This is a genomic window from Streptomyces sp. NPDC055254, assembly GCF_053606025.1.
The window spans coordinates 59,545-83,658 of record NZ_JBSGQV010000027.1; the positions used below are offsets into that span (position 1 = coordinate 59,545).

At 72.7% G+C, this 24,114-nt stretch carries 25 protein-coding genes; 12 read left to right on the forward strand and 13 right to left on the reverse strand.

The window, feature by feature from the left end; genetic code table 11:
- Positions 1 to 209 precede the first annotated feature (209 nt).
- The 7 genes from ACWFQ8_RS23425 to ACWFQ8_RS23455 all read right to left on the reverse strand — a co-directional run bounded on the left by ACWFQ8_RS23425 (position 210) and on the right by ACWFQ8_RS23455 (position 8,380).
- Positions 210 to 1,928, reverse strand: a complete 1,719-nt coding sequence (locus ACWFQ8_RS23425; protein WP_453788201.1) for a dipeptide ABC transporter ATP-binding protein — start codon at positions 1,926 to 1,928, stop codon at positions 210 to 212.
- Positions 1,925 to 2,917 (reverse strand): ABC transporter permease, encoded by a 993-nt coding sequence (locus tag ACWFQ8_RS23430; protein ID WP_453788202.1) that lies wholly within the window; start codon positions 2,915 to 2,917, stop codon positions 1,925 to 1,927. The genes ACWFQ8_RS23425 and ACWFQ8_RS23430 overlap by 4 nt, the downstream gene beginning before the upstream one ends.
- The gene (locus ACWFQ8_RS23435; RefSeq protein ID WP_453788203.1) at positions 2,914 to 3,897 is read right to left on the reverse strand and encodes an ABC transporter permease; all 984 of its coding nucleotides are present in this window, start codon (positions 3,895 to 3,897) and stop codon (positions 2,914 to 2,916) included. Before ACWFQ8_RS23435 ends, ACWFQ8_RS23430 begins: the two co-directional genes overlap by 4 nt.
- Positions 3,894 to 5,633, reverse strand: coding sequence for an ABC transporter substrate-binding protein (locus ACWFQ8_RS23440; protein WP_453788204.1), 1,740 nt, complete (start codon positions 5,631 to 5,633; stop codon positions 3,894 to 3,896). The genes ACWFQ8_RS23435 and ACWFQ8_RS23440 overlap by 4 nt, the downstream gene beginning before the upstream one ends.
- A gap of 177 nt (positions 5,634 to 5,810) precedes the next feature.
- The gene (locus tag ACWFQ8_RS23445; RefSeq protein WP_453788205.1) at positions 5,811 to 5,918 is read right to left on the reverse strand and encodes an Ms4533A family Cys-rich leader peptide; all 108 of its coding nucleotides are present in this window, start codon (positions 5,916 to 5,918) and stop codon (positions 5,811 to 5,813) included.
- Positions 5,919 to 5,963: 45 nt separating this feature from the next.
- On the reverse strand, positions 5,964 to 7,379 hold the full coding sequence (locus tag ACWFQ8_RS23450; protein ID WP_453788206.1) for a DUF3152 domain-containing protein: 1,416 nt from the start codon (positions 7,377 to 7,379) through the stop codon (positions 5,964 to 5,966).
- Positions 7,380 to 7,384: 5 nt separating this feature from the next.
- Entirely contained in the window at positions 7,385 to 8,380 is a 996-nt protein-coding gene (locus ACWFQ8_RS23455; protein WP_453788207.1) for an alpha/beta fold hydrolase, read from the reverse strand.
- Positions 8,381 to 8,519: 139 nt separating this feature from the next.
- On the opposite strand from ACWFQ8_RS23455, the gene ACWFQ8_RS23460 reads away from it, so the two are divergent.
- The 4 genes from ACWFQ8_RS23460 to ACWFQ8_RS23475 all read left to right on the forward strand — a co-directional run bounded on the left by ACWFQ8_RS23460 (position 8,520) and on the right by ACWFQ8_RS23475 (position 10,322).
- Positions 8,520 to 8,735: a hypothetical protein gene (locus tag ACWFQ8_RS23460; protein WP_453788208.1), complete on the forward strand. Its 216-nt coding sequence runs from the start codon at positions 8,520 to 8,522 to the stop codon at positions 8,733 to 8,735.
- 159 nt (positions 8,736 to 8,894) lie between these two features.
- A complete protein-coding gene (locus ACWFQ8_RS23465) occupies positions 8,895 to 9,539 on the forward strand; it encodes a TetR/AcrR family transcriptional regulator (RefSeq protein WP_453788209.1) in 645 nt (214 codons plus the stop codon).
- Positions 9,540 to 9,659: 120 nt separating this feature from the next.
- Positions 9,660 to 9,887: a DUF3107 domain-containing protein gene (locus tag ACWFQ8_RS23470; RefSeq protein ID WP_384544590.1), complete on the forward strand. Its 228-nt coding sequence runs from the start codon at positions 9,660 to 9,662 to the stop codon at positions 9,885 to 9,887.
- A 132-nt stretch (positions 9,888 to 10,019) separates the two neighbouring features.
- Entirely contained in the window at positions 10,020 to 10,322 is a 303-nt protein-coding gene (locus ACWFQ8_RS23475; RefSeq protein ID WP_453788210.1) for a hypothetical protein, read from the forward strand.
- 78 nt (positions 10,323 to 10,400) lie between these two features.
- Here ACWFQ8_RS23475 and ACWFQ8_RS23480 read toward each other — a convergent pair whose 3' ends face one another.
- The gene (locus ACWFQ8_RS23480; RefSeq protein WP_453788211.1) at positions 10,401 to 11,159 is read right to left on the reverse strand and encodes a ferritin-like fold-containing protein; all 759 of its coding nucleotides are present in this window, start codon (positions 11,157 to 11,159) and stop codon (positions 10,401 to 10,403) included.
- Positions 11,160 to 11,601: 442 nt separating this feature from the next.
- Between ACWFQ8_RS23480 and ACWFQ8_RS23485 the strand changes: the two genes are divergently transcribed.
- The 3 genes from ACWFQ8_RS23485 to ACWFQ8_RS23495 all read left to right on the forward strand — a co-directional run bounded on the left by ACWFQ8_RS23485 (position 11,602) and on the right by ACWFQ8_RS23495 (position 14,737).
- On the forward strand, positions 11,602 to 13,545 hold the full coding sequence (locus ACWFQ8_RS23485) for a DEAD/DEAH box helicase (RefSeq protein ID WP_453788212.1): 1,944 nt from the start codon (positions 11,602 to 11,604) through the stop codon (positions 13,543 to 13,545).
- A gap of 88 nt (positions 13,546 to 13,633) precedes the next feature.
- On the forward strand, positions 13,634 to 14,488 hold the full coding sequence (locus tag ACWFQ8_RS23490; protein ID WP_453788213.1) for an alpha/beta fold hydrolase: 855 nt from the start codon (positions 13,634 to 13,636) through the stop codon (positions 14,486 to 14,488).
- Between the two features lie 99 nt (positions 14,489 to 14,587).
- The gene (locus ACWFQ8_RS23495) at positions 14,588 to 14,737 is read left to right on the forward strand and encodes a hypothetical protein (RefSeq protein ID WP_453788214.1); all 150 of its coding nucleotides are present in this window, start codon (positions 14,588 to 14,590) and stop codon (positions 14,735 to 14,737) included.
- Positions 14,738 to 14,807: 70 nt separating this feature from the next.
- On the opposite strand, the gene ACWFQ8_RS23500 is transcribed toward ACWFQ8_RS23495, so the two are convergent.
- From ACWFQ8_RS23500 to ACWFQ8_RS23515, 4 genes are all read right to left on the reverse strand, one after another.
- A complete protein-coding gene (locus tag ACWFQ8_RS23500) occupies positions 14,808 to 15,413 on the reverse strand; it encodes a MarC family protein (protein WP_453788215.1) in 606 nt (201 codons plus the stop codon).
- Positions 15,414 to 15,491: 78 nt separating this feature from the next.
- Entirely contained in the window at positions 15,492 to 16,355 is an 864-nt protein-coding gene (locus ACWFQ8_RS23505) for a PHP domain-containing protein (protein WP_453788216.1), read from the reverse strand.
- Between the two features lie 83 nt (positions 16,356 to 16,438).
- Positions 16,439 to 17,083: a DUF6758 family protein gene (locus ACWFQ8_RS23510; RefSeq protein WP_453788217.1), complete on the reverse strand. Its 645-nt coding sequence runs from the start codon at positions 17,081 to 17,083 to the stop codon at positions 16,439 to 16,441.
- Between the two features lie 60 nt (positions 17,084 to 17,143).
- Positions 17,144 to 17,728: a suppressor of fused domain protein gene (locus ACWFQ8_RS23515; RefSeq protein WP_453788218.1), complete on the reverse strand. Its 585-nt coding sequence runs from the start codon at positions 17,726 to 17,728 to the stop codon at positions 17,144 to 17,146.
- A 374-nt stretch (positions 17,729 to 18,102) separates the two neighbouring features.
- Here ACWFQ8_RS23515 and ACWFQ8_RS23520 point away from each other — a divergent pair, with 374 nt between their 5' ends.
- Positions 18,103 to 19,227, forward strand: a complete 1,125-nt coding sequence (locus tag ACWFQ8_RS23520; protein ID WP_453788219.1) for a magnesium and cobalt transport protein CorA — start codon at positions 18,103 to 18,105, stop codon at positions 19,225 to 19,227.
- A 43-nt stretch (positions 19,228 to 19,270) separates the two neighbouring features.
- Complete coding sequence (locus ACWFQ8_RS23525; RefSeq protein ID WP_453788220.1) at positions 19,271 to 19,786, forward strand: hypothetical protein; 516 nt, start codon at positions 19,271 to 19,273, stop codon at positions 19,784 to 19,786.
- 78 nt (positions 19,787 to 19,864) lie between these two features.
- On the opposite strand, the gene ACWFQ8_RS23530 is transcribed toward ACWFQ8_RS23525, so the two are convergent.
- Positions 19,865 to 20,635, reverse strand: coding sequence for a hypothetical protein (locus tag ACWFQ8_RS23530; RefSeq protein ID WP_453788221.1), 771 nt, complete (start codon positions 20,633 to 20,635; stop codon positions 19,865 to 19,867).
- Positions 20,636 to 20,835: 200 nt separating this feature from the next.
- Between ACWFQ8_RS23530 and ACWFQ8_RS23535 the strand changes: the two genes are divergently transcribed.
- The 3 genes from ACWFQ8_RS23535 to ACWFQ8_RS23545 all read left to right on the forward strand — a co-directional run bounded on the left by ACWFQ8_RS23535 (position 20,836) and on the right by ACWFQ8_RS23545 (position 23,992).
- On the forward strand, positions 20,836 to 22,107 hold the full coding sequence (locus tag ACWFQ8_RS23535; protein WP_453788222.1) for a magnesium transporter MgtE N-terminal domain-containing protein: 1,272 nt from the start codon (positions 20,836 to 20,838) through the stop codon (positions 22,105 to 22,107).
- Between the two features lie 166 nt (positions 22,108 to 22,273).
- Positions 22,274 to 22,780, forward strand: a complete 507-nt coding sequence (locus tag ACWFQ8_RS23540) for a DUF1003 domain-containing protein (protein WP_453788227.1) — start codon at positions 22,274 to 22,276, stop codon at positions 22,778 to 22,780.
- Between the two features lie 96 nt (positions 22,781 to 22,876).
- Positions 22,877 to 23,992, forward strand: a complete 1,116-nt coding sequence (locus ACWFQ8_RS23545; RefSeq protein ID WP_453788228.1) for an Mrp/NBP35 family ATP-binding protein — start codon at positions 22,877 to 22,879, stop codon at positions 23,990 to 23,992.
- Positions 23,993 to 24,114 lie beyond the last annotated feature (122 nt).

Genomic DNA, 24,114 nt, shown 5'->3' on the forward strand with positions numbered 1-24,114 from the left:
TGTGGCGGGGCGGGGTGGTGTGCGGGAGTGGGTGTGTTTACTGGGCTGGGTTGGGGGCGGGTTCGGCTTCGGGGGGTTGCCGCCCCCGCCACCGGAAGGGGTGAAGAGTCGTAACTTTCCCGTACGGTTCGCGTTCGAGCACGCTAGAAAGGGCTACGGGCCCTCGCGCGCCGGTGTCCCGGGAACTCGGCCCGCCATGGCCGCGGAGCTCAGACCGGCACCTTCTGCCGGAAGGCGTCCTGCCGCAAGGAGCGCCGCTCGGCGGCCAGTGCGGGGTCGAGGGCCGGTACGGCGGCCAGCAGCTGCCGGGTGTAGGCGTGCGCCGGGCGGTCGTAGACCTCGTCCACCGGGCCCTCCTCCACGATCTCGCCGTCGCGCATGACGGCGACCCGGTCGCTGACCTGCCGGACCACCGCCAGGTCGTGCGCGATGAAGACGAGGGCGAGGCCGAGTTCGCGCTGGAGCTCGGCCAGGAGCGTGACGACCTGCGCCTGCGTGGTCACGTCGAGGGCGGAGACCGGTTCGTCGCAGACGATCAGCCGGGGCCGGGGGGCGAGGGCGCGGGCGATGCCGACGCGCTGGCGCTGGCCGCCGCTGAACTCGTGCGGGTAGCGGTCGTAGTGCTCCGCCTCCAGGCCGACGCGCAGGAGCAGCTCCGTGACCCGGGCGCGGATCGCGTCCTCGTCCCGCCCGCCGGCCGCGCGCAGCGGGTCGGCGATGGAGTCGCCCACGGTGCGACGCGGGTTGAGGGAGGCGACGGGGTCCTGGAACACCATCTGCACGCCCTCGGCCGGCCCGGTCCCCTCCCGGCCCGCGTGCCGCACCCGGCCGGAGGTGGGTTCCAGCAGCCCGACGAGCATGCGCCCGAGCGTGCTCTTGCCGCTGCCGCTCTCACCGACGATGCCCAGCGTCTCCCCGGCGCGCACGGCGAGCGAGATCCCGCGGGGCGCCTGCGGCGCCTCCCCGGCGCGGCCGGGGCGGGACCGGCCCCGTCCGGCGGGCCGGGGTCCGCCGACGGCGTCGACGCGCCGTTTTCCCCGTCCGAACTCCCTGCGCAGCGCCAGGGCTTCGACGACGGGCACGTCCTGGTCCGCGGGGTCCGGGACGGGGCCGCGGTCCGTTGTGCGCGGCGCGTCCAGTCGCGGTACCGCCGCCAGCAGGGCCCGGGTGTACGGGTCGGACGGCGTCGACAGGACGCGGGAGACCGGCCCCCGTTCCACGGCGGAGCCGTCCCGCATGACCAGCAGGTCGTCCACGCTCTCCGCGGCCACTCCGACGTCGTGGGTGACCAGCAGCAGCCCGAGTCCGCGCTCCTCGCGCAGCCCGTGCAGCAGGTCCAGGATCTGGGCCTGGACGGTGACGTCCAGCGCGGTCGTCGGCTCGTCGGCGATCAGCAGCCGCGGCTCGCAGGCCAGTGCCATGGCGATCAGCGCGCGCTGGCGCATGCCGCCGCTGAACTCGTGCGGGCGGGCCCGGGAGCGGCGTGCGGCGTCCGCGATGCCGACCCGGTCCAGCACGTCGACGGCCCGCGCCCGCGCGGCCCGCCGGGAAACCTCCGCGTGGACGCGGTACACCTCGGCGATCTGGTCGCCGATGGCGTAGTACGGGTCCAGGGAGCTCAGCGGGTCCTGGAAGACCATGGCGGCGGTTCCGCCCCGCAGCTGCCGCAGTTCGGCGGGGGTGGCCGCGGCCACGTCCGTACCGCCCACCCGTACGGAGCCGGCGAGCCGCGCGCCCGTGCCGCGGTGCAGCCCGAGCAGGGCCGCCGCCACGGTGGACTTGCCGCTCCCGGACTCGCCCACGATGCCGAGGGCGCGCCCCGCTCCGAGGGTGAAGGACAGTCCGTCCACGGCCCGTACGTACTCCCCCGGTCCGCCGACGGGGAAGTCGACGACCAGGCCGGTCACCTCCACCAGTGCCTGCGTCATACGAGGGCCACCCTTCGGTCCGCGACGGCGTACAGGAGGTCGGCGATCGCGCCGGCGACGACCACGGCCGTGCCGATGGCGAGGACGACGCCCACCACGACGGGCAGGTCCACGACCCGGGACCCGTCGATCAGCGTCTTGCCCAGGCCCGGGATGCCGAACAGCGACTCGGTCAGCACCGCGCCGCCGATCATGGTGCCGAAGTCCACCGCGCTGAGCGCGATCACGGGGGCCACCGCACCGCGCACGGCGTGCCGGGTGACGACGGCGCGTTCCCCGACCCCGTAGGCGCGGAAGGTGCGGATGTGGTCCTCCGCCAGCGTCTCCAGCGTCGAACTGCGGGTGAGACGCGCGTACTTGGCGCTCTCGAAGAGGCCCAGGGTGATCCAGGGCAGCAGCAGGTTCCAGGCCCACTGCTCGGGGTCCTCGGTCACCGGTACGTACGTCGGGAACGGCAGCCACTGGAGGTGGGCGCAGACCACCATGAGGAGCAGCAGTCCGAAGATGAAGACGGGGGTGCCGGTCCCGGCGAGCGTGAGCAGGGTAAGCGCCCGCTCGGTGACGCCGCCGCGCCGCAGCGCGGACAGCAGTCCGGTGCCGACGCCGACCACCAGCCAGATCACGAGCGCGCCGAGCGCCAGCGACAGGGTGGCGGGCAGCCGTTCCAGGATCAGCTGGGTGACCTGCTGGTCGTTCTGGTACGAGAATCCGAGGCAGGGCGCGTCGCAGTGCAGGACCAGCCCGGCGCCCGCCGCGTAGTCGCGGCCCGCCACCAGCCCCTGGAGGAAGTGCAGGTACTGGACGGGGACCGAGTCGTTCAGCCCGAGCTGCTCGCGCACCTGGGCGACCTGCGCCGGGTTGCAGCGCTCGCCGCACGCGAGGCGCGCGGGGTCGCCGGGTGCGATGTAGAAGAGGGCGTAGACGACGGCGGACAGGGCGAGCAGCACGAGGAGGGCGCCGCCGAGCCGTTTGAGCACGAAGCGGGTCACGCCGTGCGCTCCTTTCTGGTGCCGACCCGCAGGCGCGAGCCCTCGCGCGGGTCGAGGGCCGTGCGGACGGCGTCGCCGAGCACGGTGAAGGCGAGCACGGTGACGAAGAGCAGCCCGGCCGGGAGCAGGACGTACATCGGGTCGGCGCGGAACCAGGTCTGGGCGCTGGACAGCATCTGCCCCCAGGACGGGGTGGGCGGTTTCACACCGACGCCGAGGAAGGACAGCGAGGCCTCGATCACCATGTTCGTCGGCACCTTGAGCGTGGCGAGGGTGATGACGGGCGCGGCCAGCGAGGGCAGCAGTTCACGGCGGGCGATGCGCAGGGTGCCCCAGCCGGAGAGCCGGGCCGCGGCGACGAAGTCCAGCTCGCGCAGGGCGAGGGTCTGGGCGCGCACCAGCCGGGCGGTGCCGCCCCAGTCGAGCGTGCCGATGAGCAGGATCAGCAGCAGGGGCCGGGGGAAGTCGGCGGGCACGACGGCGGTCACGGCGATGGCGAGCACCAGCATGGGCAGCGCGATCATCACGTCGGTGAACCGGCCGATGACCTGTCCCACGACCGGGCCGCCGAGGGCGGCGGCGAGGCCCGCGGCCACGCCGAGGAGGATCTGCACGACGGTGGCGCCGAGGGCGACGAGCAGCGAGACCTGCGCCCCGTGCAGCAGCCGGGTGAACAGGTCGCGGCCGGTGCCCGGTTCGACGCCGAGCCAGTGGTCGGCGGAGATCCCGCCGAAACTGCCGAGCGGGACGCCGCCGCGGGCCGAGTCCACGAGGTCGTCGTGGTAGGCGTTGGGGTCCTGGCCGGTGAGCTGGGAGATCAGCGGCGCGGCGAGGGCGAGCAGCACGAGCAGGGCCAGGACTCCGGCGGCGGCGAGGGCCGCCGGACTGCGGCGCAGCCGCCGCCGGACCCGGCGCGCGGCGCCCGCGCCCGGGGCCGGGGCCCCGGGCGCGGACACCTGCTGGGGGGTGGGGACGGTCACTTGACGGAGACCTGCGAGATGTCGAGGACGCCGGTCCAGTCACTGATGACGACGTTCTTGACGTCCTTGCCGACGAGCCGCTTGTAGACCGGGTGGAAGAGCGGCACGTCCAGCGCCTGCTCGCCGATCTTCTTGTCGAGGGCGCCCCAGCGCCTGCCGGCCTCGGCGAGGTCGGTCAGCTTGGCGATGGCGTCGATCTCGGCGTTGACCGCCGGGTCGTCGAGCTGCGCGTGGTTGTAGTTGGTGCCGTCGCGCACGATCTGGCGGCCGTCGAAGATCGGGGCGAGGAAGGGACCGCCGGACGGCCAGTCGGCGCCCCAGCGGGAGAGGAAGAAGCCGGGGGTGTTGTCGACGTCCCAGCGCTTCTCGTTGAAGGCGTTGTTCTCCAGGCCCTCCAGCTTGACGGTGATCCCGGCGGCGGCCAGCGCCTGCTGCACGGCGGTGGCGACCTCCGGGCTGGTCTGGCGGTTCTGCGCGGTGGAGTGGGTCAGGGTGACGGTGAGGCCGTCGGGGAAGCCCGCCTCCCTCAGCAGTTCCTTGGCCTTGGCCGGGTCGCCGGTCCTGCCCGCCGGGAAGTGGTCGTAGGGCGTGTGGCCGAAGGCCTCGCGCTCGGGCAGGAAGGTGGTGGCCGGCTCGGCGAGCGCGGAGCCGCCCGCGGCGTTGATCACGCTGGTGCGGTTGATCGCGTAGGAGATGGCCTGGCGGACCTTCGGGTTGTCGAAGGGGGCCACCTTCGGGTTGAAGGCCAGGTAGTTGACGTAGCCGAAGTGGCCGGTGCCGACGCGGGCGGCGATGTCGGCGTTGCTGCCGATCTGGGCGAGCTCGGCGGGACCCAGGTTGGTGTCGGTCGTGACGGCGGCGGCGTCGGCTCCGGAACTGGTGGTCAGGCGCTGGTTGATGACCGCGGCGTCGAGGCCGGAGCGGACGTCGATCCGGTCCGGGTAGGCCTTGCGCTCCTCGTCGGTCTTCGGGTCCCAGTGCTCGTTGCGCTCCAGGGTGAGGATCTCGCCGTCGTTCTCGTTCTTGACGACCTTGTACGGGCCGGAGGAGACGGGGTGCTCCTCGTACTTGGCTCCGGTGTCCTTGGCCTTGGGCACGGGGGCGAACTGCGTCTGGGTGGCGACGAAGGGGAACTCGCCCTGGGGCTTGCGCAGTTTGAAGACGATCGTCTTGGTGTCGGGGACGACGATGGAGTCGAGTCCCTTGCCGCCGTCCTTGTACGGGCCCTGGTACGAGTCGCCGCCGACGAGCCAGTCCCGCAGGTAGGGGGCGCCGCCCGACAGTTCGGCGGCGAAGGACCGCTCGATGCCGTACTTGATGTCGGCGGTGGTGATCGGGGAGCCGTCCTCGTACGTCAGCCCGTCCTTGAGGGTGTACGTCCACTCGGTGGCGTCGGCGTTGGCCCTGCCGGTGTCGGTGGCGAGGTCGGGCACGACCTTGGTGCCGGCCGCGCCGTCCTCGCGGTTGCGGGTGGTCAGCGTGCGGAAGACCAGCGAGGGAACGTTTCCGCCGCCCGAGGTGTACAGCCGGGCCGGGTCGAAGTCGGACTGCGGCTCGGAGTTGAGGACGGTCAGGGTGCCGCCCTTCTGCGGGGCGCTCCCGGCGGCTCCCGGCTTGTCACCGGCGCCCGCCTTGTCCGCTCCGTCCTTCGGCCCGCAGGCCGCGGCGCCCCCGGCGAGTACGAGGCTGACGGCGACCGCGGCTGCGCGGCGCGATATGTGGGCATGACGGACCATCGGAGAAGGACCTCTCGGCGTGAAGGAAGCAGGGTGGAGCCACGCGAGGGGCAGCGGTCGGCGGTCGAGTGCAGAGGACACCGATCAGCGGGAGGCCGCGCCTGCGGGCGTGCGTACACCCGGGCGCGGCAGAATTCCGGAGACCGGAAGAAGGGTCGCGGCGCGTTCGGGCAGGCGTCAGCGACAGAGGATGTCGGCCACGCTGTGCGCGGTCACACCAAGCAGCGCCAGCTCAATGGCGGCGCTCGCGGTCATGGTGTGGTGGTGCGACATGCGCAGAACCATGGCCGATGATCGGACACCTTGTCAACGCGGATTCCCGCAGGTCCGTCAACTACCGGGATGTGCCCAGGGGTTGGGCTTGCACTGGATTCCGTCGATGGCGAGGGACTTCGTCTGCTGCTGCATGATCGGCGCGAGCGCGCCCGGCGTGCGGCAGCTCACGTGCCCGTGGCCGAGCCGGTGGCCGACCTCGTGGTTGATGAGCATCTGGCGGTAGGCGAACATCTGGTCCGCGCCGTAGGTGGGCGAGCCCTGCGCCCAGCGGAACGCGTTGATCATCACGCGTTCGGTGGACGCCGAATCGCAGGAGACGTTGTCGATGGTGGTGTCCAGGCCGGACTTGGCGCACCACTTCCCGGTGGTCCCGGGGCTCGCGAGGGTGATCACGAAGTCCGCCTCGCCGCCCGGCACCCGCTCGAAGGTCCTGCTGCCCCCGTGACCCCAGCTGCGGGGGTCGTTCAGGGTGCGGTGCACGGCTTCGGCGAACAGCTGCGGGTCCATGCCCAGGCCCTGCTCGACGTCCACCCGGTAGCGCACGATCTTGCCCTTGCCGGGCGCCTTGGCCACTCCGGGGACGGTGTCGAAGGTCCCGGGGCCGGTGAGCTTCGCGTCGATCGGCAGCTGCGCCGCCATCTTCTGCTCGTACGTCAGCTCCGGCGCCGGGGCCGCGGCGGGCGTGCCCGCGGGCGCGTCGGGCGTCGGGCGGCCGTCGGACCGGGAGGCCGGGGCCGCGCCGTCGGTGGCGCGGGTCGCACCGTCGTCGGTCGCGGCCAGGGAGGCGGCCTTGTCCTTGTCGTGGTCGGCGGCCACCTGGCCCGCGACGACGACCGCGAGGACGGTGGTCACGGCGGCCGCGGCCATGCCCGTGTACGTGAGGACCTTGACCCCCCGGCCGGAACCGGAACGCTCCTCGGCCGGAGCGGCCGGAGCGGCCGGAGCGGCCGGAGCGGCCGGAGCGGCCGGAGCCGCCGGAGCCGCGGCCGGCGCGGGAGCGGGTACGGGCGTGCGCGGGCCGGGCACCCGGCGGTGCGAGCCCGTGGAGGTCAGGGCGTCGGGCCCGGCCGAAGGCGCGCGGGGCGCGGGCGGGTCCAGCGTGACCTGCGGGAAGCCCACCGCGGGCGTGCCGAAGGCCGGGGTGTCGGTGTCCGCGCGGGCGGGCCGCGCCGCGGTCGCGGTCGCCGTCCGGGCCCGCGGTACTCCGTGCCGGTCGCCGTACACCGCGTCGGGGCGGGCGCCCCAGGCACCGCCGGGCTCGTACTGCTCGGGGTGGCCGGCGCGCGCGCCGGGGGCGGACGGGAGGCGGCCCGGGGGGACGTACCCGTCGTGCGTGACGGTGGGTTCGGGCCAGTGGCGCAGCGGCTGCTCCCCGTACGGCGCCGGGACCGGCTCCGGTGCGGGTACGTACACGGGCTCGACCGGCACCGGACGGGCGGGAGCGGGGTCCTTGCGACTATGTCGTCCCACGGTCCTCAGCCTCTGCCGTCTTCGGTGTTCCGGTCGGCACCGGTCCTGCCGGTGTCGTGCAGGAGGTCCCGGAAGGCGGCTGCCACCACCTCGGGGTACTCCATCATCGCCACGTGCCCGGCCTCGGGCAGGCACAGCAGACGCGAACCCCGGTAGGCCGCGGCGGCCTTGTGCGCCATACGGTACGAGACCAGTTGGTCCCGGCCACCGTAGACCAGCAGGGAGGGGGCGAGCACCCGCTGCGCCTGCCGCCACAGCCCGTGCTGCCCGCCGAGGGTGTAGGAGTCGACGATGCCGCGGGCGGAACGGGTCATCACGTCCCAGAAGTACGGCAGGGCCATCCGCCGCTCCATCTCCTCCACCGCGTGGGCGAAGCCCTCCGCCGTCACCCGGGAGGGGTCGCCGTAGCAGAGGTCCGTCACTCCCCGGGTGCGCTGTTCGGCGGTGAGGCCGCGCGTCATCCGGGCGAAGAGGGCGGCGGTCCCGGGCAGGGCGAGCAGCGCGGTCGGAACGGCGCCCTTCTGCACCCGCAGCTCGGGCAGGGCGGGCGAGACCAGCGTGAGGGTGCGCACGAGGTCGGGGCGGACGGCCGCGACCCGGGTGGACACGGCGCCACCGAGGGAGTTGCCGAAGAGGTGGACCGGACCGCGTCCGGCGGCGTCGAGGTGGCGGATGACCGCGCGGGCGAACGCGGTGACGGAGTAGTTCCGGTCGGCGGTCGGCGGGGACCAGCCGAAACCGGGCAGGTCGAGGGCTTCGCCGTCGACGGTGTCCGCCAGCTGCTCCATCAACGCCGACCAGTTCTGCGAGGAACCGCCGAGGCCGTGGACGAACAGGGCGGGCGGCAGGCCGGTGCGCACGGGGCGGCGCACCCGGACGGCGAGTTCCAGGCCCGGCAGCACGGTGGTGCGCACCTGCTCGCCGTCGGCCGTCCGGACGGCTCCCGCCGGGGAGGAGGGGTCGGTGGTGGACCGTACGCCCGGCAGCTCGGTCGAAGACATGCGGCAATGTTACGAGAGGATCACGCTCCACTTCCTGTGTTCGCGGTCACAGCGCGGTCACGGTGGCATGCCTTCCGCATAGCGGGGTACGCGCGATCCTCCTAGGCTCGAAGAGGAACAAAGGAAGTGAGGGAGCGGGATGACTGTCGACCCTGCGGAACCGGACACTTTCCGGGAGACGTCCCCGGAAGTCCTCGACCCCGAGGCGCCCGAGGCGGATGTGGCGGAACAGCAGGCCGATCTGCGGCCCGACGAGGACGACCCGGTCACCGGCACGTCGACGGGCGAGGCCGCCGACGGCGACGCCGCCGAGCAGGCCCGGGTGGTGCCGCTGGACGAGGACGACTACCGCTGACCGGCCGCCGGCCGACCGTCGACCGACCGCTGACCAGCGCCTCCTGCACGTCCGTACCGCGAGAAAACTCGGCCTGAACCCACCAGATTCGGTTACCGAAAAGTACGATGGCGGCGCGGCGCAGAGCGCACTGTGTTCTTAGAGAAAGTGGGAGGCGGCGTGACAGCCATCGAGCAGACCGAGGCAGCGCGTCCGCGGGGCACGCGACTGCCGCGCCGAGCCCGGCGCAACCAGCTCCTGGGCGCGGCTCAAGAGGTCTTCGTCGCGCAGGGCTACCACGCGGCGGCGATGGACGACATCGCCGAGCGGGCCGGAGTGAGCAAGCCGGTGCTGTACCAGCACTTCCCCGGCAAGCTCGACCTCTACCTGGCGCTGCTGGACCAGCACTGCGAGGCCCTGCTGCTGGCGGTGCGCACCGCGCTGGCGTCGACGACCGACAACAAGCTGCGCGTGGCCGCGACGATGGACGCCTACTTCGCGTACGTCGAGGACGAGGGCGGCGCCTTCCGGCTGGTCTTCGAGTCGGACCTGACGAACGAGCCCGCGGTGCGCGAGCGCGTCGACCGCGTCTCGCTCCAGTGCGCCGAGGCCATCTCCGACGTGATCGCCGAGGACACCGGGCTGTCCAAGGACGAGTCGATGCTGCTGGCCGTGGGCCTGGGCGGGGTCTCGCAGGTCGTGGCCCGCTACTGGCTGTCCAGCGAGAGCCCGGTGGCCCGGGACACCGCGGTCGGCCTGCTGACCTCGCTCGCCTGGCGCGGCATCGCCGGTTTCCCGCTGCACGGCACGGAGGGCAACGCCTGACCGCCGGCTGTTCGCTGCCAGCGTGTCCGGCTCGCGCGGTTCCCCTCCCCTCTCCGGGCTAATGTGGACCGCGTACGGCGCGGCTGATCGCGCGAACCGGATCGTCGGAGGGACAAAGCCGTGGAGGTCAAGATCGGCGTGCAGCACGCACCCCGGGAGATCGTGCTGGAGAGCGACCTGAGCGCGGAGGAGCTGGAGAGCCTCGTCGCCGCCGCGCTGTCGGGTACGGCGCCGCTGCTGAGCCTCACCGACGTCAAGGGCCGCAAGGTCCTGGTGCCGTCCGACCGCCTGTCGTACGTCGACCTGGGCGAGCCGACCGCGCGCAAGGTCGGTTTCGGCGCGCTCTGACGCGGCGGTACCCCGGGTACCCGGAACTGAGGGAAACGGCCTGGTGGTTGATTCCACCGGGCCGTTTCCCTTTCTTCCGCTTCGGGTAGGACGGCAGTGACCCGGTTTGCCGTGACGTGTGGGAGGGACCTCATGCTGCTGTTGGAAGCGCTCGGCTCTGCTCTGCTGGGACTCGCGCTGTCCGCGGCGGCCGTACGGGCCCTGGCGCACCGGCTGCCCGCTCCGAGAGTGGTCCTGGTCAGCGGGGTCCTGGGGGCGCTCTTCGGGGCGTACCTCACGCACTTCGCGCTGGGTCCCGGGCGCTACACGCTGACCGCGACGCTCGTCGGCGGCCTGCTGGTGTCGGCCGTCGTGCTGTCGCTGCTGCTGCGGCCGGCCCCGCGCTCGCGCAGGCCGTCGCACCGGACTCCGTTTTCGCTCCCCTCGCGGGGCTGACCCGGACACGGGCGGGCCCCGGTGCGGAAGTTTCCGCGCCGGGGCCCGCCGTCGTTTCCGTACAAGCCGTCGAGGGTCCTAGGCCGCGAGGCCGAGGGCCGCCATTCGCTTGGTGTGCGCCCTGGTGATCCGGGTGAACATCTCGCCCACGGCCGCCAGGTCGAAGCCCGCCGCCATCCCGTCGACGCCGCCGACGAGCATGGTGGAGAGCGCGTCGCGCTCGGCCACCACGCGCTGGGCCTGGGAGAGGGCCTCGCCCATCAGCCGGCGGGCCCACAGTGCGAGGCGGCCGCCGCAGCGCGGGTCGGCCTCGATCGCGGCGCGCACCTTCTCCACGGCGAAGTTGCCGTGGCCGGTGTCGTCGAGCACGCCGAGCACCAGCGCCCGGGTGTCGGTGTCCAGGTGGCTGGCGACCTCGCGGTAGAAGTCACTGGCGATCGAGTCGCCGACGTACGCCTTGACCAGGCCTTCCAGCCAGTCGGAGGGCGCCGTCTGGCGGTGGAAGTCGTCCACGCCCTTGGCGAAGGGCTGCATGGCGGCGGTGGGCTCGGCCTCGACGGCCGCGAGCCGGTCGCGCAGCCGCTCGAAGTGGTGGAACTCCGCGGACGCCATGGCGGCGAGCTCGGCCTTGTCGTCGAGGGTGGGCGCGAGCTTCGCGTCCTCCGCGAGACGCTCGAATGCCGCGAGCTCGCCGTACGCGAGCGCGCCGAGCAGGTCCACGACGGCGGCGCGGTACTGCGGCGAGGCAGAGGCGGTCGCCCAGTCCTGAGCGGCGATCCCCGCCGTTTCGGCGGGAGTGCTGTCGTCGGCGGGCGAGGCGTTTTCTACGGTCGACATGCTCCGCACAATAGCCGTCCGAAAGGCCCCACGAAGCACCTGGTCAGTCCACCTGCACGCGCCCACCCGGTGAATTCACCCGACACACCTGCGCGATTCCGGGGTACAGTGGTAATGCGCCTGCCGGATACTCGGCGGGCCATCCGAATGAGGATGCCCGGTCGGTGGCCCGATCGGCTCCAACCGACCCGCCCTCTGCGGGGTGCGTGCGTTCATACGTGCCGCCACCCATGAGGGGCCCCCTCAGCGGCACAAGCGCTTGAGCGAAGGCTTAGTGGTCCCGCGCAGCTTTGTACGTACGTCGTAGTACTGCAAGCCCGGCACGGTACGACCCCCCTCGCCGCCTCGCGCCGCGTCTCACAGAAGAGGCAGCACCCTGACTACGTTCCGAGACCTCGGGATTCTCCCCGAGACCGCCGAAGCCCTTGAAGCCGTCGGCATCGTGTCCCCCTTCCCGATCCAGGAGATGACCCTCCCCGTCGCCCTTTCCGGCACGGACGTCATCGGCCAGGCCAAGACCGGAACCGGCAAGACGCTCGGTTTCGGCCTTCCCCTGCTGGAGCGGGTCACCGTCCCCGCGGACGTCGAGGCGGGCCGGGCCCGGCCCGAGCAGCTGACCGACGCCCCGCAGGCCCTCGTGGTGGTTCCGACCCGCGAGCTGTGCACCCAGGTCACCAACGACCTCCTGACCGCGGGCAAGGTCCGCAACGTCCGCGTCCTCGCCATATACGGCGGCCGCGCGTACGAGCCCCAGGTCGAGGCGCTCAAGAAGGGCGTCGACATCATCGTCGGCACCCCGGGCCGCCTGCTCGACCTGGCCGGCCAGAAGAAGCTCGACCTCTCCCACATCCGGGCCCTGGTCCTGGACGAGGCCGACGAGATGCTCGACCTGGGCTTCCTGCCCGACGTCGAGAGGATCATGAGCTACCTGCCGCCGAAGCGCCAGACGATGCTGTTCTCGGCGACCATGCCGGGTGCGGTCATCGGCCTGGCCCGCCGGTACATGACGCAGCCCACGCACATCAGCGCCGTCTCCGAGGACGGCGAGGGCGCGACCGTCGCCAACACCGCGCAGCACGTCTTCCGCGCGCACAACATGGACAAGCCGGAGCTCGTCTCCCGCATCCTGCAGGCCGAGGGCCGCGGCCTCGCCATGATCTTCTGCCGCACCAAGCGCACGGCGGCCGACATCGCCGAGCAGCTGGAGAAGCGCGGTTTCGCCTCGGGCGCCGTCCACGGCGACCTGGGCCAGGGCGCGCGCGAGCAGGCCCTGCGCGCGTTCCGCAACGGCAAGGTCGACGTGCTGGTGTGCACCGACGTCGCCGCACGCGGCATCGACGTCGAGGGCGTCACGCACGTCATCAACTACCAGACGCCCGAGGACGAGAAGACCTTCCTGCACCGCGTGGGCCGCACCGGCCGCGCGGGCAAGAAGGGCATCGCCGTCACCCTGGTGGACTGGGACGACATCCCGCGCTGGCAGCTGATCAACAAGGCGCTGGAGCTGGACTTCCACGACCCGGTCGAGACGTACTCCACGTCGCCGCACCTGTTCGAGGAGCTGAACATCCCGGTCGGCACCAAGGGCATCCTGCCGCGCGCCGAGCGCACGCGGGCGGGCCTGAAGGCCGAGGACGTGGAGGACCTGGGCGAGACCGGCGGCCGTGGTGGCCGCGGCGGTCGCGGCCAGGCCCCGGCCGTCGCCGAGGTGGTCGAGGACCGTCCGGCCCGTACGCCGCGCCAGCGCCGCCGTACGCGGGGCGGGACGGAGCAGGGCTCCGAAACGGCCGCCGCCGCGGTGACGCCGGTGGCGGAGGCCCCCGAGGCCCCGGCCGCCGACGAGCCGCGCAGGCCGCGCCGTCGTCGTACGCGCGCTTCCGTACCGGCTCCGGCCGCGGCGGTCGCCGTCGCGGACGCCGCTCCGGTCGCGGTGGCCGCTCCGGTCGCGGTGCTGGAGGCCGCTCCGGTCGCGGTCGTCGAGGCCCCGGTGGCGGAGGAGGCTCCGGCGAAGCCGAAGCGCACCCGGACCCGCAAGGCCGTCGCCGCGGTGGCCGAGACCGCCGTCGTCGAGGCCCCGGCGGTGGAGGAAGCCCCGGTCAAGCCGAAGCGCACCCCGACCCGCAAGGGCGCCGAGGCCGCTCCGGCGGTTCCGGCCCCCGCCGCGGTGGAGGAAGCTGCCATCAGGCCGCAGCGCGCCCGCGTCCGCAAGGTCGTGGACGCGGCTCCCGAGCCGGACTTCCAGATGGCCCCGCCCGTGGAGCCCGTGCGGGCGACGCGGACCCGGACCCGCAAGGTCGCCGAGTCGGCCCCGGCCGCCGCGCAGGAGGCTCCGGTCAAGCCGAAGCGCACCCGGACCCGCAAGGCGGCCGCCTCCCCGGAGGCGTAAGCAGCGTTACTCCGGCCCGGTCCCCCGTCCAGGGGGGCCGGGCCGTCGGCGTTCCCGCCCGTCCCGACCGGCCAGTAACGTGAGCGGCATGAGCAAGCCGCCGAGCCTCATCCTGCCGTCCGACGCCCGCGCGTACCGCCTCCCGACCGATCGCGGCGCCTTCGCCGTGCACGAGGCCGGTGAGCCCGTGCGGGGCACCGCCCTGCTGGTCCCCGGTTTCACGGGCAGCAAGGAGGACTTCATCGCGCTCCTGGAGCCGCTGGCCGGCGCGGGCTACCGGGTGGTCGCCGTGGACGGACGCGGTCAGTACGAGACCCCGGGGCCCCGCGAGGAGGCCCCGTACGCCCTGGAAGAGCTGGCGCGCGACCTGCTGGCGCAGGTACGGGCGCTGGGCGGGGGTCCCGTGCACCTGGTGGGGCACTCCCTGGGCGGGCTGATCTCCCGGGCCGCGGTGCTGCGCGACGCCGCGCCCTTCGCCTCGCTCACGCTGATGAGCAGCGGGCCCGCCGCGATCGGTGAAGTGCAGCGGGCCCGGACGAAGCTGCTGGTGGCCGCGCTGGAGGCGATGGGGGACGACATGCCGGCGCTGTGGGCCGCCATGCGGTCCCAGGACCCGCAGGACGGGGCCGCGGACTCGCCCGAGCTCCTGGGCTTCCTGCGGGAGCGGTGGCTGGCCACGGTTCCCGAGCAGCTGATCGCCACGGGCCGGGCGCTGATCTCCGAGCCGGACCGGGTGGACGAGCTGGCGGCCGTCGCGCTGCCGATGCTGGTGCTGTCCGGAACGGTGGACTATGCCTGGCCCGTCCCGTGGATGGACGACATGGCGCTCCGCCTGGGGGCGGAACGGGTGGTGGTGCCGGCCGCCGAGCACTCCCCCAACGCGGAGAATCCGCAGGTCACAGCCGATGCGCTGATCGCTTTCTGGGACTCGTGCGGCAGGTAGTACTTAGCGAGTGAAAAAATTTCCTTAGCGTAGGGAATGTTTGCCCCTTACACTTCGTTAATACCTGTGCAAGGAGAACACCGACGAAGGGAGAAGCCCGTGCGCTTCGAGATTCTGCGCCTGGACGATGTCGACGGAAGTGCCGTGGACAGCACCGTCGTGGACGCGGCCTCCGTCAATCGGATCGTGCAGCAGGCCGCGTATGTCGGCCAGCGCATTCTGATCCGGCCGGCCGCCGCCGCCTGCTGAGGCTCCGGCCCGGCCCACTCACGTCGACGCCCCCGCACCGGTCCCGGTGCGGGGGCGCTCGCGCGTGCGGTCAGGATCCCTGGACGACCTGGAGCACGCCGTTGATGATCTGCTGGACCGCGATGGCGGAGAGCATCATGCCCGCGAGCCGCGTCACCAGGACGACCCCGCCGTCCTTGATGACCCGGATGATCACGAGCGAGTACCGCATGGTGATCCACAGCACGATGTGCATGGCGACGATCGCTGCCCACACGGAGATCTGCCCGGTGGCCCCGCCGGCCTTCTGCACGGCGAGGATGACGGACACGATCGCGCCGGGCCCGGCCAGCAGCGGCATGCCCAGGGGGACGAGGGCGACGTTGACGTCCTTGGTCTGCTTCGGCTCGTCCGTCTTGCCGGTGAGCAGGTCGAGCGCGATCAGCAGGAGCAGCAGACCACCGGCGATCATCAGCGCCGGTACGGAGACGTGCAGGTAGTCCAGGATCTGCTGGCCGCAGAGCCCGAAGACGGCGATGACGCCGAAGGCCACGCAGACGGCCTGCCACGCCATGCGGCGCTGGACCTTGGCGGGGCGGCCCGAGGTCAGGGCGAGGAAGATCGGCGTGATCCCCGGGGGGTCCATAATCACGAAAAGCGTGAGAAAAAGGGATCCGAAGACGGCGAAGTCGAACACAGTGATGCCTTGCAGGAGAGAGGGGTGCCGCGAAGAAAAGTGGTGGGACGGGTGGGGCGGGCCGGCGGTGCGCGGCTCTCAGCGACCCGGTCCGCCGGCGCCGGGCACGGGGAAGGCCCCGGTGGCCCGGCGGGTGATCTCGCCGTAGATCTCGGGGTCGGTCGTGTACTCCCCGAGGCGGCAGGTCTTGCGGCTGCCGTGGTAGTCGCTGGACCCGGTGACCAGCAGTCCGAGGTCCGCCGCCAGACCGCGCAGCCGCGCGCGGGTCGCGGCGTCGTGGTCCATGTGGTCCACCTCGATACCGTCCAGGCCCGCGTCGGCGAGGGCGGCTATCGTCGCTTCGGACGCGCACCGGCCGCGCTTGACGGCGGCGGGGTGCGCGAAGACGGTGACGCCGCCGGCCGCCTGAACCAGGCGGATCGCCTCGAACGGGTCGAGCTCGTGCTTCCCCGCGTACGCGCGCCCGCCGTCGGCGAGCCACTCGGGCGTGAAGGCGTCGGAGACGGTGGGGACCACGCCCAGCTCGACGAGCGCGGTCGCCAGGTGCGGCCGTCCCACGGAACCCTCGCCCGCGATCCGGGCGACCCGCTCCCAGGTGATGTCCACGCCGAGCGCCCGGAGCTTGGCCACCATGGCGTGCGCGCGGGGGGTGCGGTCGTCGCGGACGAGCTCGCGCTCACGGGAGAGCTCGGGCTCCTCGGGATCGAAGAGGTACGCGAGCATGTGCATGCCGACCCCGTCGAGGCGGCAGGACAGTTCCGCCCCCGTGACCAGGGTCAGCCCGGCCGGCAGTGCCGCGAGCGCCTCGGCGTACCCGCCGACGGTGTCGTGGTCGGTCAGCGCGACCACGTCCAGTCCGGCGCGGGCGGCGTTCAGCACGAGCTCGGCGGGGGTGTCCGTACCGTCGGAGGCAGTGGAGTGGGCGTGCAGGTCGATGCGCACAGCCTGGCTCCAGAGTTCGCACGGACGGGGGACACTCCAGGATAACCGTGCCGCGGGGCCCCTCCGATCAACCCCGCCGGGGATCAGGCCGGGCCCAGGACGCGCGGGCTCAGCGCTCCGCACGGCAGGAGCTCGATCTCGGCGCCCGCGTCGCGCAGGTCGGTGAGGACCAGCTCGTCGTACATCAGCAGACCCGACTGCTCGGGCCAGACGATCGCCCAGAGCCACAGGCCCCGCGCTTCCCCGGCGAAGACGGCCCGGTCGTCGGGGGCGCCCTTGACGTGCCACAGCGGTGTGGGACGGCCCGCCGCGACCACCTTGGCGTGCGGCGGCGCGGAGACGTCCATGAACGGGCCCGGGTCCGGGCCGTCGATCCCCGCGTACCGGGACCCGAGGCCGACGCCGAGCTCCTCGGCGATCAGCAGCAGCTCGCCGATGCCGCCCAGCGGGCCCGGCCCCGAACACGCCACGGCCGTCGCCCTGCCTCCGCTGCGGTCGTCACCCGCGGACGCCACCCCGGTGAACAGCCACCCGACGGGCAGCGGCCACGGCATCCACACCGGCACCCGGGCCCGGTGGACGACGACGCCCAGGCCCTCGACGCTGGGTGGGATGACGGGTTGGAGAGGGTGCACGGCATCGTGCAGGGCGCACTGCCAGGAGTCGGAGAAGAGTCCGGGCGCCCTGACGCGGCCACCGCACTTCGGGCAACTCGGTTCACCCCTCATAGGAAGCCACGCTCCTCCCCGCCCGGCGCCCCGTCAAGACGCGATCACCCGTCCGGGCGGTCAGTCCAGTGCGACAGCCGTACGGAGAGGGTCCCGCAGATCGGTGCCGCGCGCGAGCCAGCGCTCCTGGAGGGCGGCCGCGCCGTGCACGCGCTTCCAGGCCGCCTCGTTCGCCGTCATGGGCAGCAGCGGCAGGAACCGGACCGCCTCCATCGGGTCGTCCAGCTCCAGGTCCTCGACCAGACCGCCCGGCTCCGCGACCAGGACGGAGCTGAACGACGCCCCGTCCCACAGGGGTTCGCCCACGTCCAAGGAGGCGCCGGGGGCCACGATCAGCCCCTCGACCTGGGGCGAGGCGGCCAGTACCGCGAGCGGCCTGAGGAGTTTGTCGGTGGGGGCGCGTCCGGCCCGTACGGTCAGCACCAGCTCGGCGCGCGGCCCACGTACGGGATCGGCGACCACGGCGGTCGGGTCGGTCATCGGGTGTGCGGACATGCCGAGGGTCGCGTACCGCACGAGGTCGCCCTCGGCGAAGCGGAGTACCTCGATGCGGTCGGTGCCCAGGAAGGTGACGGCGGCGCGTGCGTCGGGTTCGCCGAACGCGGAGCGCAGCCGGGCCTCGACGAGAGCCAGAATTTCTGCCATGAGGCGAGCATAGAACTCATATCAGCCGGGTAAAGGGCGGCTCTTGACCATCCGTCGGCTGATAGTGTTGACAGCTGTTCGGGGCCGCACGTTGAAGCGGTGTCGCGGGGCCCCGGCGACAGGACGTCCCTCACGGGGGACCGGCCGGAGGAGGTGGGGCTGCGATGGATCGAAGTCGATCGTGCAGTACCGATCGCTCTTCCGCTTCTGTGACGGGCCCGTCCCGCCCCCTGTGATCTTCTGATCAGTAGAAGAGCGACGGCAGAACTACGTCCTCCCGTCCTGCTTCCTTCCACCTGTCCGGGCCTGCCCGCCCGCAGGGGGAGGGTCTCCCACCCGTACGGTCCGTGGCCGTGCGCGCGAAGGAGCCTGCCATGTCGATGCTGCCCTACCTGCGTGCGGCCGTCCGTCCGTCGCTGCGCAAGTCCACCCCCGCTCAGCCCGGCTACGACACGACCCGGGACCCGTCCGCGAGCAGCGCGGTGGTCGACTGCGCCGTCTACCGCGAGGGCCGGCGCGACGCGCGGGAGCGGGGGTCCTCGTGTCTGACGCCGCGTGAGGCGATGCGCCGGGTCCGCCAGGACGGCGGTTTCGCCTGGATCGGCCTGCACGAGCCGACGGAGGCGGAGTTCGCGGGGATCGCCGCCACGTTCGGACTGCACCCGCTGGCCGTGGAGGACGCGGTGCACGCGCACCAGCGGCCGAAGCTGGAGCGCTACGACGACACCCTCTTCACGGTCTTCAAGACCATCCACTACGTCGAGCACGCGGAACTGACCTCCACCAGCGAGGTCGTGGAGACCGGCGAGGTGATGTGCTTCACGGGTCCCGACTTCGTCATCACCGTCCGGCACGGCGGCCAGGGCTCCCTCAAGGGGCTGCGCCACCGCCTCCAGGACGACCCGGACCTGCTGGCCAAGGGCCCCTCGTCCGTCCTGCACTCCATCGCCGACCACGTCGTCGACGGCTACATCGCGGTCGCGGCGGCCGTACAGGACGACATCGACGAGGTGGAGAGCGCGGTGTTCGCCGCCCCCGCCAAGGGCAGTACGCGCGGCGGTGACGCCGGCCGCATCTACCAGCTCAAGCGCGAGGTGCTGGAGTTCAAGCGGGCGGTCTCCCCGCTGCTGCGTCCGATGGAGCTGCTGAGCGAGCGCCCGATGCGGCTGGTGGATCCGGACATCCAGAAGTACTTCCGGGACGTGGCCGACCACCTGGCGCGGGTGCACGAGCAGGTCGTGGGCTTCGACGAGCTGCTGAACTCGATCCTCCAGGCCAATCTGGCGCAGGCGACGGTGGCGCAGAACGAGGACATGCGCAAGATCACCTCCTGGGCGGCGATCATCGCGGTACCGACGATGATCTGCGGGGTCTACGGGATGAACTTCGAGCACATGCCGGAGCTCCAGTGGGAGTACGGCTATCCGATGGTGATGGCCTCGATCGTCGGGATCTGCTTCACGATCCACCGGGCCCTGCGGCGCCACGGCTGGCTCTGACCGGCCCGAGGAGGGTACGGGCGCACCCCCTACTCTGGTGCGCATGACTCTCAGCGCGCTCGACCTGGCCCTCGTCGAGGAGGCCACCAAGAAGTCCGGCCTGATCTGGGTCCGCGGCGCCGGGGCCGACCGCGCCCTGTGGCACGCGTGGGTGGACGGCGCCGCCCACGTGCTGGGCGACGGGCCCGGTGAGCAGCCGTTCCCGGGGCTGCCGGACGGCGCGGCGGCCGAGGTGACCGTGCGCAGCAAGGACAAGGGCGGCCGGCTGGTGGCCTGGACGGCGGTGGTGCGGGAGCTTACCCCGCGCTCCGAGGAGTGGGCGGCGGTGGTCGCGGAGCTCAAGGGCAAGCGGCTGAACGCGCCCGACGCGCAGGAGATGACCGAGCGCTGGGCCCGCGAGTGCCGACTGCTGCGCCTGGAGCCGCAGGCGGTCGCGGCGGCACTGCCGCACGACTCCCTGGCCGCGGCCCCGCTGGACTCGCCCGCGACCACCCGCCGCGCGATCCCGGCCGGTCTGCCGAAGCTCCTGCTGACCCGTAAGAAGAAGATCCCCCGCTGACGGCGTCGGGGACGCGGAACCCGCGCCCACCCGCGCCGCGGGGGCGGGGGTTCGCGACCGGGCGGCCGCCCGCGAGGGCTACGGCTTCGACGGGTTCGCGCCCTGGCCCGTCCCCGTGTTCGCGCTGTCCTTCGTGGTCGGCAGCTGGGACCCGTAGTCGACGGTCTGGTCCTGCGCGGGCGGGGCCAGCGGGAAGGCCTGGCCCCACTCCGCCAGTTCCACCCGGCCGGCGCCGCCCGCGCGTTCCAACAGCAGCGGGTACGGGGTCCCCTCCAGCGACACCGAGAGCTTGCCGCCCTTGCCCGCGTCCGCCGTGACCTGGACGGCGCGGGTCTTGCCGACGCTGGTGTACTCCCCCTTGGCGAGCTTGCCCTCCAGACCCAGCAGCCCGTCCAGCAGCACGTCCATGTCGGTGAAGCCGCGGAACTGCTTGTACGAGGGGTCGCCCTCGGGCACCTTGACGTACTTGTCCCCGAGCTTGCCGGCGGAGTCGGACTGCCCCCAGAACGCGGCGCTCGCCTTCAGGTAGAGCTGCTCCCCCACCCGCAGCAGCTGGAAGGTGTCGTCCTGCGACTTCACCTCGCCCGAGCCGCCGTCCGACTTCAGCCTCATGTCCAGGGTGAAGGACTTGCCGCCGCTGACCAGCGTGCCTGACAGGTGCACCGATTCGGCCTCGGTCGCCGCCGCCCTCGCCTTCGCCTCGATCTTGTCGGCGGAGAGCTTGCCGACGCCGTTCGTGCCCTCGTCCGGATCCTTGCCGCAGCCCGCACCGGTGACGGCGAGGCCCGCGCACAACGCACCGATGAAGGCGGCCCGGCGCAGCCGAGCGGCAGGGGGGTAGGCGGTCACGGGCAGGTGCCTCTCGTAGGTCGGCTGCGGCAGCAGGCAGCGTACCCGCCCGTAGGTCGCCCGCCGCGACCGCGCCCCCGGCCCCGGGGGGCGGGCCCGCCACGACCCCGCCCGGACCGCCCCACCAGGACGCTTGCCCCGGGCACGGGCTAGCCTGAGGGGCGGCAGGACTGTTGGTTGACGCTCTAGGAGGCGCTCGGATGGCTGCAGGCGCCCCGCGGATCTTCGTCTCGCATCTGTCGGGTGTGCCCGTCTTCGACCCCAACGGCGACCAGGTCGGCCGGGTCCGCGACCTCGTGGCCATGCTGCGGGTCGGCGGCCGCCCGCCGCGGCTGCTGGGCCTGGTGGTCGAGGTGGTCAGCCGGCGCCGGATCTTCCTGCCGATGACCCGGGTCACGGGCGTGGAGTCCGGGCAGGTCATCACCACCGGTGTCGTCAACATGCGGCGCTTCGAGCAGCGCCCCACCGAGCGGCTCGTCCTCGGCGAACTGCTCGACCGGCGGGTGACGCTGGTGTCCAGCGGCGAGGAGGTCACCGTCCTGGACGTGGCCATCCAGCAGCTGCCCGCCCGCCGGGACTGGGAGATCGACCGGATCTTCGTACGGAAGGGCAAGTCGGGCGCCCTGCGCCGGCGCGGCGAGACCTTGACGGTGGAGTGGTCGGCGATCACGGGCCTCTCGCTGGAGGAGCACGGCCAGGGCGCCGAGAACCTGGTCGCCACCTTCGAGCAGATGCGCGCGGCCGACGTCGCGAACGTCCTGCACCACCTGTCGCCGAAGCGGCGTGCCGAGGTGGCGAGCGCCCTCGACGACGACCGGCTCGCGGACGTCATGGAGGAGCTGCCCGAGGACGAGCAGGTGGAGATCCTCGGGAAGCTCAAGGAGGAGCGCGCCGCGGACGTCCTGGAGGCGATGGACCCGGACGACGCCGCCGACCTGCTGTCCGAGCTGCCCGAGGACGACCAGGAGCGGCTGCTGACCCTGATGCGGCCGGACGACGCGGCCGATGTGCGCCGCCTGCTGTCGTACGAGGAGAACACCGCGGGCGGTCTGATGACCACCGAGCCGATCGTGCTGCGGCCGGACGCGACGGTCGCGGACGCGCTGGCCCGCGTCCGGCAGGCGGACCTCTCGCCGGCGCTTGCGGCGCAGGTGTACGTGTGCCGGCCGCCGGACGAGACGCCGACGGGCAAGTACCTGGGCACGGTGCACTTCCAGCGGCTGCTGCGGGACCCGCCGTTCACGCTGGTCAGCTCGATCGTGGACACCGGCCTGCCGCCGCTGCGGCCGGACGCCTCGCTGCCGGTGGTGACCAGCTACCTGGCCGCGTACAACATGGTCGCCGTGCCGGTGGTCGACGAGAGCGGCTCGCTGCTGGGCGCGGTGACGGTCGACGACGTGCTGGACCACCTGCTGCCGGACGACTGGCGGGAGACGGACTTCCTATCCGAGGAGGCCGTGAGTGGCCACTGAACGGGGGCGCGGCGAGAACCAGGCCCGCGAGCGGCGCCGGGAGCAGATCCGGGAGCGGCGCGAGCAGGCGCGGCTCGCGGCGCGCGAGCACGGGCCGGCGGAGGCGTCGGGGGAACGTTTCGGCGAGCGGGGCGGGAAGTCCGCTCCGAGCACCGGGGCGAGCGCGCTGTCGCGCTCGCGGGTCCGGCTGGACCTGCCGCGCGCGCCGCGCCGGTCGCTGCTGCCCGAATACGACCCGGAGGCCTTCGGGCGGCTCTCGGAGCGGGTGGCCCGCTTCCTGGGCACGGGCAGGTTCATCGTCTGGATGACGCTGGTCATCATCCTCTGGGTGCTCTGGAACATCTTCGCCCCGGACGACCTGCGGTTCGACCAGTACCCGTTCATCTTCCTGACGCTTATGCTGTCGCTCCAGGCCTCCTACGCGGCTCCGCTGATCCTGCTCGCCCAGAACCGGCAGGACGACCGCGACCGGGTCAATCTGGAGCAGGACCGCAAGCAGAACGAGCGCTCGATCGCCGACACCGAGTACCTGACGCGTGAGATCGCGGCCCTGCGGATGGGCCTGGGCGAGGTCGCCACGCGTGATTGGATCAGGTCCGAGTTCCAGGATCTGATCAAGGAAATGGACGAGCGCCGTCTATTCCCGCCGGAGAGTGACGAAGCTGACCGCTAGCGGCCTTTCCCGAGGCGTGCTACCGAGCCGTACCATCGGGGCATGGCTACCGAGACAAGCTCCGCCGACGCCGCCGCCGCGCCCGAGCAGGACGCGATCCTGGACGCGCTGTCGACGGTGAACGACCCTGAGATCCACCGGCCGATCACCGAGCTCGGCATGGTCAAGTCGGTGGAGATCGGTGACGGCGGCGCCGTAGCCGTCACGGTCTACCTGACCGTGTCGGGCTGCCCGATGCGCGAGACGATCACCAAGAACGTCACCGAGGCCGTCGAGCGGGTCCCGGGCGTCACCTCGGTCGCCGTGACCCTGGACGTGATGAGCGACGAGCAGCGCAAGGACCTGGCGACCACGCTGCGCGGCGGTACCGCCGAGCGCGAGGTCCCGTTCGCCAAGCCCGGCTCGCTGACCCGCGTCTACGCGGTCGCCTCCGGCAAGGGCGGTGTCGGCAAGTCCTCCGTCACGGTCAACCTCGCCGCCGCGATGGCCGCCGACGGCCTGAAGGTCGGCGTGGTCGACGCGGACATCTACGGTCACAGCGTGCCGCGCATGCTGGGCGTCGACGGCCGCCCGACCCAGGTCGAAAACATGATCATGCCGCCGTCCGCGCACGGTGTGAAGGTCATCTCCATCGGCATGTTCACCCCGGGCAACGCGCCCGTGGTCTGGCGCGGTCCGATGCTGCACCGGGCGCTCCAGCAGTTCCTGGCCGACGTGTTCTGGGGCGACCTGGACGTGCTGCTGCTGGACCTGCCTCCGGGCACCGGCGACATCGCGATCTCGGTCGCCCAGCTGGTGCCGAACGCGGAGATCCTGGTCGTGACCACCCCGCAGCAGGCCGCGGCCGAGGTCGCCGAGCGGGCCGGCTCGATCGCCGTGCAGACCCACCAGAAGATCGTCGGCGTCGTGGAGAACATGTCGGGACTGCCGTGCCCGCACTGCGACGAGATGGTCGACGTCTTCGGCTCGGGCGGTGGCCAGAAGGTCGCCGACGGGCTGACCAAGACCGTCGGCGCGACCGTGCCGGTGCTGGGCTCGATCCCGATCGACGTCCGGCTGCGCGAGGGCGGCGACGAGGGCAAGCCCGTGGTCCTGTCCGACCCGGACTCCCCGGCCGGTGCGGCGCTGCGCGCGATCGCGGGCAAGCTGGGCGGCCGCGCGCGCGGCCTGTCGGGCATGTCCCTGGGCATCACCCCGCGCAACAAGTTCTGACCGGGCGGCCCGCACCGGGCCGTCCCGCCGCGGGAGGGGGGGCGCGGGCGGGGGGGGGCGGCACCCCGGGGGGCGGCGGCCGCGGGCGCCCCGCCCCCCCCCCCGGGGGGGTAGGGTGCGCG